We start from the raw sequence: 17,962 nt of genomic DNA, 5'->3' as shown, positions 1-17,962 counted from the left end.
CAAGGGCACGGATCCCCCTCCGCCGGAGCGGGTGGCGATTCGTGCCCGTTCCGTGTTCCCCGCCTTCACAAAACCTCGATCGTGCCGCCGTCCAGGACACGGATTCCTTCTCCCGCCGCCTCGAGCCGGCGGAAATGCTCCATGAGCGTCACCAGAGCCTGGTCCTTCGCCTTGGATTCCATCATGCAGTCGAGCAGCTCCACGGAGCCGTTCGCGCCGCGCAGGAATTCCAGCAGCGGGCCCGGCTCCACGAAGTCGGCATGGCCTCTCGGATCGCTGAGGCTCTTCGGACTGGAGACGTGGATCTTCGGCGGCAGGCCTGACGGTCCCCCATCCAGTCCAAGCCGCCGCTGCTCCCGGTTCCAGGTGGCGACGATGCGCGGCCACAGTTCCCCGTACAACGCTTCCTTCGTCTCGCCGCCGTCGTTGACCGCATGATGATGGATGTCCAGCACGACGGGATTGCCGACCTTCTCGGCGATGTCGAGCGTCTCGCGGACGTTGAACGTCTTGTCGTCGTTCTCCAGCGTCACCCGGCCGCGCAGCCTGGCAGCCTGGGCTCCGAACTGCGCGATGAACCGCTCGGCGGAGACGGGCTTGTCCCCGTATGCGCCGCCCACATGGATATTGCATTTGTATTTCTCGTCCAGCCCCATCTCCTCGAGCATCCGCACATGGTACTCCATGTCCCTGACCGAGCTTCTCAGAACCTCGGGGCGAGGCGTGCTGAACACGCAGAAGTGGTCGGGATGGAAGCTGACCCTCATGCCGGTCTCCCTCGCATAGGCGCCGACTTCGGCGAAGGAAGGAGCCAGAGCGGAGTAGGGATCCCAATCCGCGAGCGCATCATGCGTCGCCAGCGGAATGATTTTCGAGGAGAACCGATAGACGTGGATGCCGGCGTAGCGGTTGTTGCGCATGATGCGCAGGGCGCTGTGCAGATTTTCCTCGGCGATCCGCTCCAGCTTGCGCAGCGCCGCCTCCCGATCCTCCAGCTTGGAGAAATTCTTGTAGGTCATGGTGCGAGACGACGAAGCGTTCTCCACCAGCAGGCTCATGGCGACGAAGCCGAAGCGGACAATCATCCCCGGCCGCCAAAAAACATTTCATGGGCGAGCGCCGTCTGCACGCGCGACTCTTCCTCCGTCAGCTTGCGGACGAGCTTCATCTCCACCTGCGTCACTTCCTCGCCCTGGAAGTTGATCTCCGCGATGGAGGCGAGGATCTTCACGATGGCGATCGCCTGGTTGCCGGGCGTGTAGGCGATGACCTTCTGTCCGGCCGGAAATACCCGGAACCCCGATTTCATCATCTTTCCTTTGCCGTATTCCAGAAGCTCGTACAGCTCCTGCTCCGACTTGAACTTGCAGACCGAATTGAATTCCGTTGCGAATCCCATTGTCATCACCCTCCTGATCGTTACTGCGGCAAGCGCGGATGCTTGTCCGGATGCTGCGGATGAAAAAACGAGCTTCCCTCCCGCCAAGGCGAAGGAAGCGCGAATGTGTGCGATGCGTATGGAAAACCGGTCAGCCGCCGTACTCCAGCTTCTGCTTCTCCGCATGGCGGGAAATCGCCAAGCCGATGAGGCTGTCGAGCAGCTCCTTGTAAGGAACGCCCGATTCCTTCCAGAGCAGCGGATACATGCTGTAAGGCGTGAAGCCCGGCATCGTGTTCACTTCGTTGATCAGAATCTTGCCGTCGCTCCTGCGGAGGAAGAAGTCGACGCGGGAGAGGCCGGATCCGTCGATCGCCAGATAAGCCCGGATCGCCATCTCGCGCACCGCTTCGGCCGTCTCTGCCGGAAGATCGGCGGGAATGTGCATGACGGAGGTTCCGTCGACGTACTTGGCGTTGTAATCGTAGAAGTCCGTACCGCTGACGATCTCGCCGACGACCGATGCGCGCGGGTCGTCATTGCCGAGCACGCCGACTTCGATCTCGCGCCCGTCGATGAATTCCTCGATGACGACCTTGCGGTCGTAGCGCAGCGCGAGCTCGATGGCCGCGATGAGCTCTTCCCGGTTGCGGGCTTTGGAGATGCCGACGCTGCTGCCGAGATTGGCGGGCTTGACGAAGCAAGGATAGCCGAGAGCGACCTCCGTCTCCATGACGAAGAACGCGCGGTCCTTCTCCCACTGGGTCCGGTTGAAGTAGCGGTAGACGCATTGCTCTAAGCCCTCGTGGGCGAACACCTTTTTCATGAAAATCTTGTCCATGCCTACTGCCGAAGCAAGAACACCCGCTCCGACGTAAGGAATATTGGCCATTTCCATCAATCCCTGGACCGTGCCGTCCTCGCCGAACGTTCCGTGCAGCAGCGGGAACATGACGTCGATCGTCCCTCCCGGAGCCCCGGCCGAAGCGGCCGCCGCCTGGATGGCGCCCTCTCCGGCCGCAGCCGTCGCCAGCCCGCCGAATACGGGCGCCAGCGCCATGCCGCCGTCCTCTGCCGGAGACAGCTTCAGCTGCTCGACGCTGTGCGGAGCTTCCAGCAGCACTCCGCCGGAGCGCCATTCGCCTTGGCCCGTAATATAGAAGGGCTGTACCTCGTATTTATCGAAATCGAAGGCGCCCATAACGGCCAGCGCCGTCTGCAGCGATACCTGATGCTCGCCCGACTTGCCTCCGTAGATGAGTCCGACGCGAATTTTGTCTCCCATGTTAGCTCCTCCGGTAACCTTCTTGAATTAGAATGCCAATCGCTGCACGGACCGATGCGGCTCCCACATCAGAAATAGTCCTGCAGATGATAAAACCGATAGCGCGTCCGGTCCGTCCAGGCGTAGGAATCCTTGTAGTCCCAATAGCGGTGCCGGCTCGGCACGGTGTTGGCGTTGACCAGCGGCATGCCGTCGGCATCGAACGCCGTCACGACTGTCGTATGCTGGAATCGCCCGTCGCCGCTCCAATCGTAGGTGATGACGTCCCCGAGGGACAGCTCCGATGCGCTCTCCACCGTCGTCGCCCGCATGCCCGTGCTGCGCGGGAACGACAGATACAGCTGCAGCGCGTTCGACACCGCCCAGCTGTAGCTCCAGGATTCCTGGCCGCCTGTACGGCCTTTGTACCACCATCCCGATTCTCTTTTACCAGTATAGTTCATCGGTGCTTCGCCTGCAAAGACACATTGCGACACGTAATTCGTGCAGTTGACCTCGAACAGCTCGTAAGCCGGATTCGCTTCGTTCCACCACCGGTCGGCGTAGGCGGCGACCAGCTCGCGCCTGTACTCGACGGCGCGGTCGCGGGTATTCAGACGGGACAGGACGCCATAATTAAGGAAAGGGCGCGCCGCGCCAGGACGCTGGATTCCGCTGCCGCCGCCGTCGCCGTAGGAGCGATGCTCGGCCAGCGCGCTGTCCGCCGCGGCATGGCCGTATCTGGGCCTGCGCTCGCCGACGATCGGCTCCACTCGGGTCAGGCGCCATGCTCCGCCCTCCTCGGCCAGCCACAGGCGCTCCTGCTCCAGACGCTCCTCGGTGTAGGAGCGGCCGCGATGCTCGACATGCCGCTTCACATGCAGCTTCAGGACGACCGACACTTCGGTCGCGGACTCGTTGATCCTCAGCAGCGTCGCCCTCGTCTCGCTCTGCGGCGACAGAATGCCGCGCTCCTCGTCCCTGAGGCGCAGCCGGCGCAGCCGTTCCTCCAGGCGGCGGCGGTGGTCCCTGTCTTCCAGCAAGGCTCCGAGCACCTCATGCCTCCGCTCCACTTCGGCTTCATTGTACCCGTGCACGTATTCCTGCACGGCTCCTCTCCAGCCTTCCAGCGCAGCCTGCCTGCCGGAGGACGGCTGCGAGCGCTGGGCCTCCGATCGTTTGACTCCCCGGGTACCGGTACGCGGCATTCCTTTCCCCATCCCTTCTGGTCGGTATTCGCCCATCATCAAGATGATCTTATGACTGCTCTCCATTAAAATATGCGGACCTATCCCCGGATAGAGCGCTTAAACGCCGTTATCCGGTGTTTCATCGAGAATGCGGCAGATATATATCGAATTTTCAGTCAATATCGCATTTTACAAAACAAGCCCGGCTGGCTTATGATATGATGTACCACTCTATCACCATATTTGCTGAATTCCACGTATCGTGGAAGCGGGGGAACCAATACGCGGGCGTCTGTCGACGCTTGCCGGGGTGAATCCGAGAGGAACAGGCCGGGCTGCCGAAGCCGCGTCTCTTTCCTTTTGGTAGGGCTACTCTCTGGCCCGAATCCGTCAGCTAACCCCGTAAGCGCACAAAGGAGAGATGTCAGGATGTCACTGAAAGACAACCGCGCGGCTTGTTCCGCGCAGGAGGGCTTCATTGCGCCTTCCGTCTGTTCCGCGTCTGCGGTCGAGGCCTTCTTGGCTCCGCCGCCGTTTCCGGGCTTGGACGCGCCGATCGCGCTGGACATGGCGGCCGCGGAGGCTTATTCTCCGGCTGCCGAGACGGCCGGCAGGCCGCCCTTCCGTCCCGAGGCGCTTGAAGAGGAGCCTCCGGCTCCAGGCCGCCGGATCCGCTGCATCGACCTGTTCATCACCCGCACGGGACCGCTCGTCGATCCCGAGCGCGGAGATTACCGCGTCGTGCTGCATCTGTGCTTCGGTTCTTCCATCCGTCAGGCTTCCGTGCTCATTCCTTACGCCAAGGCGCCGAGAAGCTGGGACGCGTGGAGCCGTTGGTTCCAGCCGTTCGTCGGGGTCCGCTCAGACGAGGCGATGTCCGTGCTCTATTACGACGCGGAATGGATCAGCGACCACAGGGACCGCCTGCTGCGCAAGACGCTGGAGCCTTCCTCCCAGGAAGGCACGCTGTTCCCGGCCACCGCTTTCTGGAGACGCAACGCCCTAATTGAAACATCCGACATCCATATCCGGCTGTCTCTGTAGCCGGATGGCGCTCTGTCCTTCATTCCTTCCATAGGCATCCCCTGTCCGCTCTGCGGCCTGGGGATGCCTATTGGCTTTTTGGCGCCCGCAACGGTCATTGGCCGCCTAATCTGATAGAGCCGGCCGTATTCGCGCCCGGCACCGCCGCACGGCGGCGATGCGCCTCCAAGGTTCGGAACAAGTCGCAACGGTCTGGGAAGCCCTTTGATTTCCATCATATTCGGACTTCATGCCCCAGTATCTGTTATAAATTGAATTTGAATGATAATATGGATCTTATTGGATTTTCCGGATCGCGGAACCGTTCCTCCATGCCGCTTGACAGGAAACCGCTTTGAAGGAGGGAAGAATCAGACCATGAAAAAAACCTATCTCTGGAAGATGGGACTTTTCATTCTTTTGATGGCATTAATCGTCTTATATATCTTCTTAGCCAGGGACAAGACCACCTTAAGTGAACTTCTAGACCGATTGGATAAGGATGATGCGATCGTTTCTGTCCAGGTCAGCAAAAAGTCCCGGGATACGAGCGGGAAAATAGAAATCAATATCACCGATAAAAACCGTATAAGCGCTGTGCTGAATGCGTTGAGTGAGATCAAGACCGTCCCGACCAGAAACGGACCTGCCGATTCTCATGCCGAATTCACTTATCAGATTGCCCTATTGGACAAGGATACTATTGCGATGGGCATGAATTTCCAAGGCGCCAGAAATGTCGATGTCATCGAATTGAATTCTGAACCCACTCGGATTCATTTCTATACGATCATGAACGAACCTGATCTCTACAGCCTTTTGGACTCTTTTATTTTTACGGGATGATCCAACTGCCTTCCGGAAGCATGACATAGCCCATAAAAAAGACTGCCAGCCGTTAGAACGGCTGGCAGTCTTTCTATTTCACCATCAAGCGTGGCTCAGTTCGAGCTCGTCTTCCTCATCCCGCTCGTAGGATTCCCGATCGAATTCCCCTTCCGATACGGCGACCAGCAGCGTCGACACGGTCGTGCCGGAGGCGTTCAGCGCCGTGCGGCCCATGTCGACCACGGCATCGATCGCAAGCACCAGCCCCAGTCCTTCCAGTGGCAGGCCAAGCGCGGTGAGCACGACGGTCGTCGAGATGGAGGCCGGACCCGGCACCCCGGCGACGCCGATCGACGAGATCATGCTGACCAGCACGATGAGCACGTAATCCGACCAGCCCAGCGGCACGCTGTACACCTGGGCGACGAATACCGCCACGACGGCAGGCCATACGCCGCCGCAGCCGTTCATGTTCATCGTCGCGCCGAGCGGAGCGACGAAGCTGGCGATGCGCGGCGATACGCGCAGCCTCTTGGTGATGACCTCGAGGTTGACCGGCAGCGTCGCGTAGCTGCTGCGAGTCGTGAAGGCGACCGCGAGCGTCGGATAGATTTTGCGGAGGAACTTGAATGGATTCAGCCTCGCGCCGAACGTCACCAGCGCTCCGAAGGTAAGGATGAAGTGCAGCAGCAGCGCGATATACGTCGCGATGATGAGCGTGATAAGCGGCTTGAGCGTCTCTGCGCCGTACTTGGCGGCCATGGAGCCGATCAGCGCGTATACGCCGTACGGAGTCAAGCGGATGATGTACTTGGTCACCTGATTCATGACCTGCTTCAGCGATTCGATGACCTGGCGCACCGGCTCGACCGCTTCCGGCTTGCGGGAGCTGAGATGCACGATCGCCACTGCGACGAAAATGGAGAAGATCAGCACCGGCACGACTTTGCCGTCCGCCATATCCCCGATTGGGTTCGACGGAACCAGGTTCAGGATGACCTCCGAGAAAGTCGGAATGGAACGCGATTCGTAGCCTTCCGGCACGCTTTGGGCGATGCCCGTTCCCGGGTTCGCGACCAGGGCGACGACAAGCCCGATGAGAGCTGCGATTCCGGTCGTGACCAGGAACAGCAGGATGGTCTTCGTCCCAATCTTGCGCAGCTGCCCAAGATTCGAGACCGAGGTGATGCTTGAAATGACAAGCACGGCGACAAGCGGAATGACGAGCATCTTGATCAGGTTGACGTAGATGGACCCGATCGTGCCGATGCTGGTCGCATCCAGCTCAAGGGCGTTCAGCGTAATGCCGACGACCAGCCCGATTCCGAGCGCGATCAGCACGCGGTAGCCGAAGGATACGCGGCGCCGCGCCAGCCCTACGAGCAGGCCGATGACGACAATAGAGACAAGCAAGCTGATCCAGTTCGTTTGTATGGCATGGATCAGGTTATTATTTGGAACCAAGCAGCTCAACTCCCTTATTCCTATCATGTTACTATGGTATAGTATATTAGTTACATCTAAGATAGATGTCAACTATTATTAACCCGTAAACTTCTTCCATGTCCTAGAAAGCCAAAAAAAAGAGACCTTGAGGTCTCCGATATTGGAGCGGTTCGTATCAATGCGTCTCCGCCGTCATGCTCGACTTGCCCTCGCGGCAGGACGCATGATATGACGCCGAGACAGGCTCCGGACAGGCAAAGCCCCTTCCAGCGCCCGGCTGCCGCACCAGCGGCCCCGTTGATAAGCGCCATCCTGTTCATTCCGATCAGCCGGACAGCATGGCTCCCATGCGCTGAGCCGACTGGATGATGAGAGCGGATTGCTCGGCGATGATCTCCGGCGTGAATCGGGCCGAAGGTCCCGAGACGGACAACGCGGCCGCCAGCCGGCCCGACCGGTCGAACACCGGAGCCGACACAGCCGCGGCGCCGGGCTCCCGCTCTTCCTGGCTCGTAGCGTAGCCCATGCGGCGGATTTCCTCCAGCTGCTCGCGGAACGCAGCCGGATCGAGGCCCGGCGGCATCGCCTCGTCGGACATGAGCCGATCGGCCAAGGACGGCTCTGCAAAGGCGATCAGCACTTTGCTCGAAGCTCCCACATAGAGCGGCAGCCTGAGGCCTACCGGCGCGACCCTGCGAATCGCCTGGTTGCTCTGGACGGCCTGGATGCGGATCCGCTCCCGTCCGTCCTGCACATACAGGCTTACCGTCTCGCCGATCGTGTCGCGAAGCCGCTCCATCTCCGGCAGGCAGATCGCGGCGGGATCGCCGGAACGCGATATGTGCGCGGCGAGCTCCCAGATCCTCATGCCGAGCCGGTACCTCTCCGAGCTGCGGTCGCGCTCCAGGAAGCCCTTGTCCTCCAGCGTCGCCAGCATCCGGTGGACGGTGCTCTTATGGAGGCCGACGCGCTCCGCGATCTCCGTCATCGGCAGATCGCTTTCGGTCGTAAAGCACAGCAATATATCCAGCGCGCGCTCGACCGCTCGCACGTTCGACTTGCCTTCATCCGCACGGGCTCCTCTTGGCTCCACGCTCTTCATCTCCTTCCGGCACCGGATGCGATGCCTCTTCATTCCCGTCTCTGCGCCGGGATGCTGCTTATCGGTTCGCTCTGAACCCGAACCCTCGGACAGAATATCGGGTACGTCAACTTGCCCGGAATATGCCGGAGCTAGCCGGTCCTGCAAGCGGTGGTCCGAATCAACTGAGAATCATTATCATTATAGAGGAACGTTTTCCGTTCGTCCATGCTTTTTAGCGCTATAAGGTTTCACACAATGAAACCGAGATTCTTCTAGTATAACCGGATTCCCGAATTCCGTAAAGAAACCGCCTCTTCTTCCCCTGCTTTCAGCCGCTGCCGGCTTTGTTTTACAAGCAGATTACAAGAGCTTAACAAATCACCGACATCAATTGACAGCCCGGACCAAAGACACATAAAGTAGTAGTACATCGGATCTATACCGCTTACATTGCAAGGGAGGGGAAGACGATATGAGCAGCACCGCCCTGTCGACGCCGCTTAACCTCGAGGGAAACCGGTCATCCGTCGCTCCCCGCCGGGATACGCGCCGCAACGCGCTGATCGCTTCCGTGTCTGCCCTGGCTGCGCTGCTCCTGCTCGCGGCTGCCGCTTTCCACGGCTACATCGCCTGGATGGTCGCTTATCCTTATGTGGCTCCGGTCTATTCCAATCCCATGGAAGCCAAGCAGCTGAGCTACAGCGACATCACCTTTCCCAGCCAGAGCGGCCGTACGACCGTGAGCGGCTGGTATATCCCCGCCGGATCCGGCCATTCCGTCAAGGAAGCCTCCGATCGGACCGTCATCCTCAGCCACGGCTACGGAGCGAACCGGGAAGAAACCTGGGTGCCTATGTATGATTTGGCGAGCCTGCTCAACAGGCTTCATTATAACGTGCTTATGTTCGATTACGGCTATGCCTCCAAGCAATACCGAGCCCCGGCGACGGGAGGCTGGGAGGAGTCGCAGCAGCTGCTCGGCGCCGTGAATTACGCCCGCAGCCACGGCTCCGGCGAGGTGGTCGTCTGGGGCTTCAGCATGGGAGCCGGAACCGCGCTCCAAGCCGCGCTGCAAACGAAAGACATCGACGCCATGATTCTCGACAGCACGTTCGTGCCGAGTCCCGACACGCTGTTCGAGAATGTCCGGCAGATCATCGATCTGCCCCGCTTTCCTTCGCTGCCTCTGATCGAGGCGCTTCTGCCGCTCTGGACAGGGGTCGATTTCAACAAGATTCCCGCCGGGAAGGTCATGAGCACCGATTATGATATTCCCATCTATATGATCCACGGCACGATGGATGCCAAAGCCTCCTATCAGTCGGCCGAAACGATCGCGAGCCGGCAGAGTAATCCGCTGTCGCGGGAATGGATCGTGAACGGCGGCTATCACGAGATGCTGTACCGAGAGCACCCCAAGGAATATATCCAGCGTGTCGCCTTGTTTCTCAGCCAGGTCAACCAGTCGCTCGAGAACGATGGCGCGACCGCCTGATCTCATCCCCTTACCATCCTCCCAAGCTCATGGCCGGCCCCTTCGTGGGTCCGGTTTTTTTGAGCTCTAAAAGCACGAACATAGCTGTCCCCGAGCCCGAATACATCTAGAAGAGGATGGAAACTACATGCTCGAGGGGGCGGCCACATATGCCGGAAGCGGACCGAAGCGCCAGGCAGCTCAAGCTGCTGGAGGATATCAAGGAATGGAAGATGCAGGAACAAAGCAACGCGGAGCTGATCCGGCTCGTCTCTCCCGGCCTGGAGCCGGCTTACAGGGGGTTGCTGCAGCAGTGGGAGCCTCTGTTCCGGCTGACCGGGCAGCAGGCCGAGGAGCTTCTTCGAGAGGAGGCTCGCCTAAGCGGAGACGGGCAGAGAAGCGAGGAGTCCGAGCCTTCTCTGGCCATGATCGACCAGCGTACCGCAGGCTTGCTGGAGGCATCCGCGCTCCAGACCCGGACCTTTATCGAGCAGCTGGCGCAAATGCTGCAAGCGAGCCCCGCATTGGCTCGAGATCAGGCCGGGCGCTCCGCCGTCGATCATGCCCTGCGGGAAGCCAGCTACTGCCTCGGGAAGGCCGAGGCCTACAGCCAGGCCCGCAGCCGAGCCGACGAAGCCGCCCGCTCCGACAGCGGCGGCTCGGAGAAGGAGCAGCCAGCCTCGGCTTCCCGAGATGGCGGGTCGGGCAGGCAGTTCGCCTATGGTTATCCGGCCGAGGAGCTGAAGCAGGTTCCCATCGGAGGCCATACGCTTCCGCCGCTTCCGTATGCCTATGATGCCCTGGAGCCGTACATCGACACGAAAACGATGGAAATCCATCACGACAAGCATCATCAAGCTTACGTCACGGATCTCAACAAGGCGGAAAAAGAGCTTCAGGCTTCCAGGCAAAACGGGAATTTCGACCTCGTGAAGCACTGGGAGCGCGAGCTGGCTTTCAACGGCGCCGGCCATTATTTGCATACGCTGTTCTGGACCGTCATGTCGCCTCAAGGCGGAGGCCGGCCTGTCGGCGCGATCGGGGATGCCATCGACCATGATTTCGGCGGCTTCGACGCGTTCAAAAAACAGTTCAGCGAGGCTGCCGGCAAGGTTGAGGGCGGCGGCTGGGCGATCCTCGTCTGGAGCCCCCGCAGCCGCAGGCTGGAAATCCTGCAGGCGGAGAAGCATCAGAACCTTTCCCAATGGGACGCCATTCCCCTGCTGCCGCTGGATGTCTGGGAGCATGCCTATTACTTGAAGCATCAGAACAAACGTCCCGATTACGTCAAGGACTGGTGGAATGTCGTCAACTGGCCCTATGTGAACCAGCGCTTCGAGAAAGCGAGGACGATCGCCTGGGAGCCTTACTGAGCCTGTCGCGCGTGTATTGTTGCGACATGTCTCTATGACATGAGTGTACTACATGTGTGTGTATGACATACGTGTATGACATACGTGTATGACACATGTGTGCATGACATGGTATCCCATGATTATTTCGTAAGGGGTTTTCCCTTGTCATGCCGCGAGCCATGGTCGTCTTGCAATGCCGCTTGATGAACGCAAAAGAACCCGCTTGCCCAGGCAAGCGGGTTCTGCGTGCTGCTACTGCTTCAGCAGCGAGAGGAATTCGGAACGCAGCGCGCTGCTGGTCCGGAATTCTCCCCGCACGCCGGAGGTGATCGTCTTGCTGCCCGGCTTCTTGACGCCCCGGGAGCACATGCACAGATGCTCGCCCTCCACGACGACCATGACGCCCTGCGGCGCCAGCGCATCCATGAGGATGTCGGCGATCTGGGCCGTAATCCGCTCCTGCACCTGCAGCTTGCGGGTGACGGCTTCGACGAGCCGGGCCAGCTTGCTGAGGCCTACGATGTGGCCGTTCGGCAGATAGCCGATATGGATCTTGCCGAAGAACGGAGCCATATGATGCTCGCACTGGCTGTAATACACGATATCCTTCACGATGACGAGCTCCTCGTGGTTCTCGTCGAACGTGACGCCGAGCACTTCCGCCGGATTGACTTCGTAGCCGGCGAAGATCTCCTCGTACATCCGCGTCACGCGGGCAGGCGTATCCTGCAGCCCTTCGCGTTCCACGTTCTCTCCGACGAGCTTGAGAATTTCGCGGAGATGATATTCGATCTGCTCCCGGTTGCGGGAGACATGGGAATTGCTATAGTCCTTCAAGCCTGCCATAGGCGGGTTTCTTCCCTTCTGGCTTCAGCAGGGGCTTACTTTCGCTTGCCGCCGCGCTGGTTCGGAATGAACTTCTGGTTTTGTGGGGCGCCTGCGCCACCCTGGTTCTTCATCATCTGCTGGGCGCGCTGCATCTGCTTGCCGTTCAGATTGTAGCCCATCTGCTTGGCCATCTTCTGCAGCATCTCCGGATCGGACTGCATCTTCTCCAGCTGCTTGCGGAGATAGAAGACCCCGATGAAAAATCCGCCGACCCCTCCGACGATAAGGGTAACGATGGGGATGACGTAGTTGTACCATTCCATATTGGCTCACCTATCCTTCATGGGTGTTCATAGACTTGTCCATGATAGCATTATCGGGTATCGCGCGCAATCCGGGAACAGGAGCTGCGGGCCGTTCAAGAATGCGGAGATGCCGGCTCCTGTCCGGCTTCCGGCGCTTCCAATGCCTCCGATGCTTCCAACGCTTCAGCTGCAGCTGCAGCTGCCGCCCGGCCGATGACATCCCGCGCCTCCGGATCCTCCTCGGTGCCGAGCGCATCCTTCAGCGCCTGCAGCGCCGCCTCGCCGCCGATGCGGCCTAGCGACCAGGCTGCCGTGCCGCGAAGCACCGGACGCGGATCGTCGCGCAGCACCTTGACGAGGGCGGGAACAGCGCCCTTCTCTCGGAAGTTGCCGAGCGCGATGACCGCATTGCGCTGGATCGGCTTTTTGCCCCGCCAGGAGGAGGAGTTGGAGCCGTAACGCTCCTTGTACTCGCGGTTGGAGATGTCGAGCAGCGGCTCCAGCAGCGGCTTGACCTGCTCCGGGTCTGCCTTGAACTCCGGATGGCGCGTGACATTGATGCCTTTGTTGACGGGGCAGACGATCTGGCAAGTGTCGCAGCCGTACAGCCGGTTGCCGATCTTGCGCATGAGCTCGTCGGAGACCATCTCCTTGGTCTGGGTGACGAAGGAAACGCAGCGCTGCGCATTCAGCTGCCCAGGCCCGACCAGAGCGCCGGTCGGGCAAGCGTCGATGCACTTGGTGCAGCTGCCGCAAGTATCCTCGATCGGGGAATCCGGCTCCAGCGGCAGGTTGGTGATCATCTCCGCAAGGTAGATCCAAGTGCCGTGCTTGCGGTTCATGATGAAGCTGTTCTTGCCGCTCCATCCAATGCCCGCGCGCTCCGCAACCGCCCGGTCCGACAGCTCCCCGGTATCGACCATGGACTCCGCCCGCAGCTCCGGCACCCGCTCGCGCAGCCAAGCCTCCAGCCGCGCGAGCCGGCTCCGCAGCACCGTGTGATAATCCTCCCCCCAGGAAGAGCGCGACAGGATTCCCCTTCTCGCTCCCGGCTCCGACTTGGGCGGATTGTGCAGCTTGCTTGGGTAGCCGACCGAGATCGCGATGATCGAGAGCGGCTCGTCGAAGAGGAGGGAAGGATCGGTGCGCCGGTCGATGTCCTTGGCCTCGAAGCCGGATTCATACCCGAGCTCCCGGTGGCGGATCAGACGGCCCTTGAGCTCGGTGAACGGCTCCGGCGAAGCGACTCCGATGTCGTCGATGCCGAGGCCGTAGGCGGCTTCCTTCATATCCGCCTTCAAGCGGGTCCAAAAGGCTGCGTCCCTGATCCTTTCCTCCATCTTCCTCCCCTCCTCATCCTTCGAATTCCCGGGCGGCTCTCAGCCCTTGCCCGAAGCCCGCATCGCCTTGATCGCGCCGACGGCAAGCTCGTCGCAGCGGTTGTTCCATTCGTTGTCGCTATGGCCCTTCACCTTGACGTAGGAAACCTCATGGATGCCCATCAGCTCCCACAGGCGCTGCCACAGCTCCTTGTTCTCGACCGGCTGTCCCTTGCTGTTCTTCCAGCCGTTGCGCAGCCAGCCCTTGATCCAGTTGTTCTGGAAGCAGTTCACCACATAGGCCGAGTCGCTGTGCACGGTCGCCTTGCAAGGAACCTTGAGCAGCGACAGCGCTTCGATGACCGCCTGGATCTCCATGCGGTTGTTCGTCGTATGCGGCTCCGCGCCGGATATCTCCTTGCGCTTGTCCCCGTAGAACAAGACGGCTCCCCAGCCGCCCGGACCGGGGTTGCCGGAGCAGGCTCCATCCGTATAGATCGATACTTCTTTCATATAAAGGGCCAACTCCTTCTGCTTGATCCTGCGGCAAAACGCTCTGCCGCTACAGCTTGTCGATATGGCCGGCCGGCCAAAGAACGAACTCCGCCCTGCCCCGGACATCCTCCTCGTCGACGAGCCCGAAGGCGCGGCTGTCCCGGCTGGCCAGCGGCAGGCGGTTGTCTCCCATGACGAACAGCTTGCCCTTGCCGACGGTCAGAGGCGGAAAAACCCCCTCCGTGCGGTCTCCGCTGGCATAGGCTTCCTCCAGCTTCTCCCCGTTCAGGTACAAGCTGCCGTCCTTGATCTCGACCCGATCGCCGGGCAAGCCGACGACGCGCTTGACGAGATACTCGGAGCTCCCGTCCGGCGGCTGCGGATCCCGGATAATCATGACGTCGCCATGATGCGGAGAAGACATCGACATCGCCATCTTGTTGACCAGCAGCCAATCGCCCTCCGACAAGGTCGGCTGCATGGACTGTCCTTCCACGATCGAAAGGTTGAAGACGTACCGCTGCAGCAAGGCGACCACCGCCAGCGCCAGGACGGCCGTGCGGACCAGCCGAAACAGATCCTTGGCCTGCGAGGCTGCGCCTGCGCGCGCCGGATGCCCGTCAGCGGCCGCGCCGACGCCTTCCGGGCTGCCTCCCGCCAGCGGCAGCCCATCCTTCTCCCCGCTCGGCGTCCCTTTCATTCCGGCTCACCCTCCGCGCCGTTCGCGATGCTCGCCCGCCAGGCTTCATAATAGGCCTTTACGACCTCGTCCTCGAAAGGCGGCTTGCCTCCGCGGATGCGATGGGTAACTTCCCTCAGCCCTTCGCTTACTTTGGCGTCGACGACCGGCGGATAGCGGTACTCCGCCTTATGCCTCTCGTACTCGTCCCGATCCACGACAGCCAGATCGCCGCCCGCAGTCCGGATCACATCAAGGTCGTAATCGATATACGTCAGCACATCTCCCGTCAAATACGGAGGCGAGGCCAGATTGCAGTAATAGCGGATGCCGAAGTCCTCGATCATCGCGACGACGTTGAACCATTTGCCCGGAATAAAAAAAGAGACCGCCGGAACGCGGCTGACCCACATGGATCCGTCCGCTTCCTTGATCGGCGTCTGGTTGTTGAGGAGCACATGCATCCCCTCCGCGGCATGCTGCGGCAGAAGCAGCTCCTGCGGCACAAGCCAGTTCCGCTGCCATTGCCGGTGCAGATGGCCGTCATGCTTGAAGCTTTTGATGTAACAGCGCCGATAGTTGTTCACTTACGCACTCCCTGACATTCACATCTTACTAATAAGAAAAGCACATCCGGACGTCAAAAGCAATTGACGAAGGATATGCCTCGGGATGACGACCATATGGAAAGGAAGAATTGCGGGAAACAAAAGCTTGGTTCTTCGGTTCAGCCAGCTACGATGCTGAGCTTCTGGAACGAATGATAGAAATCGGAAGGCTCGAAGCCCAGGGAGCTGTAAAGCGGCAGTACGGGTTCGTTGTGCTCGTCCGCCGTAACCATGATCTTGGACACCTTGCGCTGCTCGAACCGGCCGCGAAGGCTGGAAATGAGGCTCTTGGCGATCCCTTGGCCGCGGTGATCCGGATGAACGGCCACACGGTAGTAATAGCCTCGGTTGTTGTCGATCGTTCCGATGATAATGCCCGTCATCTTGTCGCCCGCCGAAGCGATGAGCACAAGATCGCTGTCCCATGAAAGCTGGCGCGTGAGCGCTTCGATCGTCAGCTCGTAACACTCTTCCGACAACACCGACTGCAGCAAGGACGTCACGGCATGGTAGTCTGCCAGCTGGAAAGAACGAAGATGCATGAATGCTTGTCTCCCTTACATTCAATGTCATTGTAAAAGCTACCTCTGATTATACGACAAAAGTTAACGAAATCCAGCCATTTTGCTCAAAAACCTTAATTAAATTTAACATTGCGCTTACATTCTGTTGAAAGCGCTGTCTTACAAGCGCTTACATCCCGATTCGGGAAAAGTTCATGCGGTTAATGGAATAAATATGCTCTTTCGTGAAAGGATAAGATGCGCTGCCGCTCTTAGGCCGTCAGGCTCGGACAAGCTCCGGAGCCGCCGGTTTTTGTCCCCCGAAAGACCTCGTCCCCTTGATGGAAGCTTGAGCGATCTGCTCTCGAAGGGATTGCCCCTTTATCGGATCGGATAGAGCGGATTAGCTGCCGACTTTTGAAACTAAAATGTTGATTTATTAAGCCGATTGAGGGATAATGAACTGGAATCGCTACATATTATCTGAGGAGGTAATTGATTATGGCACATGAACTTCCAGCACTTCCGTATGCCAACGACGCTCTGGAGCCGCACATCGATGCAAAGACGATGGAGATCCACCACGACCGTCACCACAACACGTATGTGACCAACCTGAACGCCGCTCTGGAATCCGCTCCCGAACTGGCAAGTAAGTCCCTTGAGGATCTTATCTCCGACCTGAACAGCGTACCTGAATCCATCCGCACCGCTGTGCGCAACAACGGCGGCGGCCATGCGAACCACAGCCTGTTCTGGACGACGATCGGCCCCAACGCCGGCGGCGCGCCTACAGGCAAGCTGGCAGAAGCGATCGACAGCGAGCTGGGCGGCTTCGAGAAATTCAAGGAAGACTTCGCCAAAGCAGCAACGACGCGCTTCGGCAGCGGCTGGGCTTTCCTCGCAGCCGACAAAGAAGGCAAGCTGAAAGTATACAGCCTTCCAAACCAGGACAGCCCGATCTTCGAAGGCGAAACGCCTCTGCTCGGCCTGGACGTATGGGAGCATGCCTACTACCTGAACTACCAAAACAAGCGCCCTGACTACATCAAAGCGTTCTGGAACGTCGTGAACTGGGATGAAGTCGGCAAGCGTTACGAAGCAGCCGTAAAATAAGTTCTTTTAATGGAAGACCGGGCTATCGGGCCCGGTCTTTTTTTGTTTTCCGGCTCAGCCTTTTTGCTTCGCCCATCGCTTATGCTCCGGCACGGGAGGAAGCTGGAATCCGGGCACATAAGGCGTTCGGGACTTTTTCCCAAGATTCGCGGAAAGAGGATAGGCATATGCCGCATAGGATAGTGTATTCAAGGCAATGTTCGAAAGGAGCTGCATGTCCGGAATGAACTCTTACTATCCTTACCATGCTCCAGCCTATCCGGCCGCTTATCAGCCCGCCTATCAGCCTGTCCAAGCCGGAGGAGACTGCGGCTGCGGCGGAAGCCAGCGCAGCTTCCAATTCGTGCCGGCCGCTCCGCCTGCGCCCGGCATCTTCCCGCCTCTCTCCGGTTACGACCCAGGGATTTTCCCGCCGATCCAACGGCCGGATCGCGGGATCTTTCCGCCGATCGGCGGCGGGTTTCCCGGCGGACCGGGCTTTCCCGGCGGCGGCTTCCCCGGCGGCCCAGGCTTTCCCGGCGGCGGCTTCCCCGGCGGGCCGGGCTTCCCCGTTCCTTTTACAGGAGCCGGCGCCCCTGGCACCGGTCCTGCAGGAACGGTCAACACGCCTGCGCCGGTGACCGTCCGCATTGAAGGCGGCGAATCCTTTCCCTATGTGACGGAGGATTACCAAATTCCTTATTATGACGGCATGAGCATTGCCCAGGCTCTCGAATACACCGGTGTCGTCCGAATTTCCCCCGGAGGCGGCGTACAATCCGTCGGCGGCGTGCGCAACGACATTTCGGACGATATCCGCATCGGCGACAACGTCCAGTACACCCTTCGTCTGAACGGACGGCAGATACCGCATACTCTGCTTACATTCCCCGTCCACCGGAGAGATGTCATCGGCATCGATCTTATCCACATCGGAACCTGAACGGCCGGCTTTTTCAAAGCACGCAGTTGATTCATGCAAGCGGCTTTTTGCAGGGAGCGGCTAGCATGCCATAGAGGGATAAACGCGAGCACGCTTCACGGATCCTTCCTGCTGCCGTTCTGCTGCCCGCCGAGGTCGTTGAGCC

19 protein-coding genes and 1 riboswitch are annotated in these 17,962 nt (G+C 59.7%); of the genes, 6 read left to right on the top strand and 13 right to left on the bottom strand.

The genetic code is table 11. From position 1 onward, the window contains the following. Positions 1-65 precede the first annotated feature (65 nt). From uvsE to PHU01S_RS09165, 4 genes are all read right to left on the bottom strand, one after another. Positions 66-1,085 (bottom strand): UV DNA damage repair endonuclease UvsE, encoded by a 1,020-nt coding sequence (gene uvsE / locus PHU01S_RS09180; RefSeq protein ID WP_127507263.1) that lies wholly within the window; start codon positions 1,083-1,085, stop codon positions 66-68. Further along, positions 1,082-1,399, bottom strand: a complete 318-nt coding sequence (locus PHU01S_RS09175) for a hypothetical protein (protein WP_127507261.1) — start codon at positions 1,397-1,399, stop codon at positions 1,082-1,084. The genes uvsE and PHU01S_RS09175 overlap by 4 nt, the downstream gene beginning before the upstream one ends. 130 nt (positions 1,400-1,529) lie before the next feature. Continuing rightward, positions 1,530-2,663, bottom strand: a complete 1,134-nt coding sequence (locus PHU01S_RS09170) for a D-alanine--D-alanine ligase (RefSeq protein WP_076357945.1) — start codon at positions 2,661-2,663, stop codon at positions 1,530-1,532. A gap of 68 nt (positions 2,664-2,731) precedes the next feature. Next, entirely contained in the window at positions 2,732-3,850 is a 1,119-nt protein-coding gene (locus PHU01S_RS09165) for an amidase domain-containing protein (RefSeq protein WP_083688327.1), read from the bottom strand. A gap of 216 nt (positions 3,851-4,066) precedes the next feature. Next, a riboswitch (cyclic di-AMP (ydaO/yuaA leader) is annotated at positions 4,067-4,256 on the top strand. A 5-nt stretch (positions 4,257-4,261) separates the two neighbouring features. On the opposite strand from PHU01S_RS09165, the gene PHU01S_RS09160 reads away from it, so the two are divergent. Then, positions 4,262-4,876, top strand: coding sequence for a hypothetical protein (locus PHU01S_RS09160; RefSeq protein ID WP_127507259.1), 615 nt, complete (start codon positions 4,262-4,264; stop codon positions 4,874-4,876). 357 nt (positions 4,877-5,233) lie between these two features. Beyond that, positions 5,234-5,701: a hypothetical protein gene (locus tag PHU01S_RS09155; protein ID WP_127507257.1), complete on the top strand. Its 468-nt coding sequence runs from the start codon at positions 5,234-5,236 to the stop codon at positions 5,699-5,701. Between the two features lie 84 nt (positions 5,702-5,785). On the opposite strand, the gene PHU01S_RS09150 is transcribed toward PHU01S_RS09155, so the two are convergent. Together PHU01S_RS09150 and PHU01S_RS09145 are read right to left on the bottom strand one after the other, a co-directional pair. Then, on the bottom strand, positions 5,786-7,147 hold the full coding sequence (locus tag PHU01S_RS09150; RefSeq protein WP_246029180.1) for a dicarboxylate/amino acid:cation symporter: 1,362 nt from the start codon (positions 7,145-7,147) through the stop codon (positions 5,786-5,788). A gap of 307 nt (positions 7,148-7,454) precedes the next feature. Continuing rightward, a complete protein-coding gene (locus PHU01S_RS09145) occupies positions 7,455-8,222 on the bottom strand; it encodes an IclR family transcriptional regulator (protein ID WP_232313021.1) in 768 nt (255 codons plus the stop codon). A gap of 463 nt (positions 8,223-8,685) precedes the next feature. Here PHU01S_RS09145 and PHU01S_RS09140 point away from each other — a divergent pair, with 463 nt between their 5' ends. Both PHU01S_RS09140 and PHU01S_RS09135 read left to right on the top strand, forming a co-directional pair. Next, on the top strand, positions 8,686-9,708 hold the full coding sequence (locus PHU01S_RS09140; protein ID WP_049868290.1) for an alpha/beta hydrolase: 1,023 nt from the start codon (positions 8,686-8,688) through the stop codon (positions 9,706-9,708). 149 nt (positions 9,709-9,857) lie between these two features. Then, complete coding sequence (locus PHU01S_RS09135) at positions 9,858-11,060, top strand: Fe-Mn family superoxide dismutase (protein ID WP_127507253.1); 1,203 nt, start codon at positions 9,858-9,860, stop codon at positions 11,058-11,060. Positions 11,061-11,294: 234 nt separating this feature from the next. On the opposite strand, the gene folE is transcribed toward PHU01S_RS09135, so the two are convergent. The 7 genes from folE to PHU01S_RS09100 all read right to left on the bottom strand — a co-directional run bounded on the left by folE (position 11,295) and on the right by PHU01S_RS09100 (position 15,818). Further along, positions 11,295-11,888, bottom strand: coding sequence for a GTP cyclohydrolase I FolE (gene folE / locus PHU01S_RS09130; RefSeq protein WP_021881157.1), 594 nt, complete (start codon positions 11,886-11,888; stop codon positions 11,295-11,297). Between the two features lie 35 nt (positions 11,889-11,923). Then, entirely contained in the window at positions 11,924-12,193 is a 270-nt protein-coding gene (locus tag PHU01S_RS09125; protein ID WP_021881158.1) for a YneF family protein, read from the bottom strand. A 95-nt stretch (positions 12,194-12,288) separates the two neighbouring features. Then, positions 12,289-13,515: a tRNA epoxyqueuosine(34) reductase QueG gene (gene queG / locus PHU01S_RS09120; protein WP_084781474.1), complete on the bottom strand. Its 1,227-nt coding sequence runs from the start codon at positions 13,513-13,515 to the stop codon at positions 12,289-12,291. A 39-nt stretch (positions 13,516-13,554) separates the two neighbouring features. Next, entirely contained in the window at positions 13,555-14,007 is a 453-nt protein-coding gene (rnhA, locus tag PHU01S_RS09115; RefSeq protein WP_049868292.1) for a ribonuclease HI, read from the bottom strand. A 49-nt stretch (positions 14,008-14,056) separates the two neighbouring features. Then, on the bottom strand, positions 14,057-14,689 hold the full coding sequence (gene lepB, locus PHU01S_RS09110) for a signal peptidase I (protein WP_049868293.1): 633 nt from the start codon (positions 14,687-14,689) through the stop codon (positions 14,057-14,059). Further along, the gene (locus PHU01S_RS09105) at positions 14,686-15,255 is read right to left on the bottom strand and encodes a DUF402 domain-containing protein (RefSeq protein ID WP_127507251.1); all 570 of its coding nucleotides are present in this window, start codon (positions 15,253-15,255) and stop codon (positions 14,686-14,688) included. The genes lepB and PHU01S_RS09105 overlap by 4 nt, the downstream gene beginning before the upstream one ends. 140 nt (positions 15,256-15,395) lie before the next feature. Beyond that, complete coding sequence (locus tag PHU01S_RS09100; RefSeq protein WP_021882252.1) at positions 15,396-15,818, bottom strand: GNAT family N-acetyltransferase; 423 nt, start codon at positions 15,816-15,818, stop codon at positions 15,396-15,398. 462 nt (positions 15,819-16,280) lie between these two features. Between PHU01S_RS09100 and PHU01S_RS09095 the strand changes: the two genes are divergently transcribed. Together PHU01S_RS09095 and PHU01S_RS26120 are read left to right on the top strand one after the other, a co-directional pair. Further along, positions 16,281-16,895 carry a superoxide dismutase gene (locus tag PHU01S_RS09095; protein ID WP_049868294.1) on the top strand — a complete coding sequence of 205 codons (615 nt, stop codon included), beginning with the start codon at positions 16,281-16,283 and terminating at the stop codon, positions 16,893-16,895. A gap of 223 nt (positions 16,896-17,118) precedes the next feature. After that, positions 17,119-17,817 (top strand): hypothetical protein, encoded by a 699-nt coding sequence (locus PHU01S_RS26120; protein WP_174806346.1) that lies wholly within the window; start codon positions 17,119-17,121, stop codon positions 17,815-17,817. Positions 17,818-17,962: the final 145 nt, after the last annotated feature.

This window comes from Paenibacillus humicus NBRC 102415, assembly GCF_004000905.1.
Lineage (GTDB): Bacteria > Bacillota > Bacilli > Paenibacillales > Paenibacillaceae > Paenibacillus_O > Paenibacillus_O humicus.
This window is presented reverse-complemented; position numbering and strand designations above follow the sequence as displayed.

What these genes read in the sequence shown, in the direction of transcription:
- uvsE (WP_127507263.1), bottom strand. Translation starts at nt 1,085, where the DNA reads ATGATTGTCCGCTTCGGCTTCGTCGCCATGAGCCTGCTGGTGGAGAAC.
- PHU01S_RS09175 (WP_127507261.1), bottom strand. Translation starts at nt 1,399, where the DNA reads ATGGGATTCGCAACGGAATTCAATTCGGTCTGCAAGTTCAAGTCGGAG.
- PHU01S_RS09170 (WP_076357945.1), bottom strand. Translation starts at nt 2,663, where the DNA reads ATGGGAGACAAAATTCGCGTCGGACTCATCTACGGAGGCAAGTCGGGC.
- PHU01S_RS09165 (WP_083688327.1), bottom strand. Translation starts at nt 3,850, where the DNA reads ATGCCGCGTACCGGTACCCGGGGAGTCAAACGATCGGAGGCCCAGCGC.
- PHU01S_RS09160 (WP_127507259.1), top strand. Translation starts at nt 4,262, where the DNA reads ATGTCACTGAAAGACAACCGCGCGGCTTGTTCCGCGCAGGAGGGCTTC.
- PHU01S_RS09155 (WP_127507257.1), top strand. Translation starts at nt 5,234, where the DNA reads ATGAAAAAAACCTATCTCTGGAAGATGGGACTTTTCATTCTTTTGATG.
- PHU01S_RS09140 (WP_049868290.1), top strand. Translation starts at nt 8,686, where the DNA reads ATGAGCAGCACCGCCCTGTCGACGCCGCTTAACCTCGAGGGAAACCGG.
- PHU01S_RS09135 (WP_127507253.1), top strand. Translation starts at nt 9,858, where the DNA reads ATGCCGGAAGCGGACCGAAGCGCCAGGCAGCTCAAGCTGCTGGAGGAT.
- folE (WP_021881157.1), bottom strand. Translation starts at nt 11,888, where the DNA reads ATGGCAGGCTTGAAGGACTATAGCAATTCCCATGTCTCCCGCAACCGG.
- PHU01S_RS09125 (WP_021881158.1), bottom strand. Translation starts at nt 12,193, where the DNA reads ATGGAATGGTACAACTACGTCATCCCCATCGTTACCCTTATCGTCGGA.
- queG (WP_084781474.1), bottom strand. Translation starts at nt 13,515, where the DNA reads ATGGAGGAAAGGATCAGGGACGCAGCCTTTTGGACCCGCTTGAAGGCG.
- rnhA (WP_049868292.1), bottom strand. Translation starts at nt 14,007, where the DNA reads ATGAAAGAAGTATCGATCTATACGGATGGAGCCTGCTCCGGCAACCCC.
- lepB (WP_049868293.1), bottom strand. Translation starts at nt 14,689, where the DNA reads ATGAAAGGGACGCCGAGCGGGGAGAAGGATGGGCTGCCGCTGGCGGGA.
- PHU01S_RS09100 (WP_021882252.1), bottom strand. Translation starts at nt 15,818, where the DNA reads ATGCATCTTCGTTCTTTCCAGCTGGCAGACTACCATGCCGTGACGTCC.
- PHU01S_RS09095 (WP_049868294.1), top strand. Translation starts at nt 16,281, where the DNA reads ATGGCACATGAACTTCCAGCACTTCCGTATGCCAACGACGCTCTGGAG.
- PHU01S_RS26120 (WP_174806346.1), top strand. Translation starts at nt 17,119, where the DNA reads ATGAACTCTTACTATCCTTACCATGCTCCAGCCTATCCGGCCGCTTAT.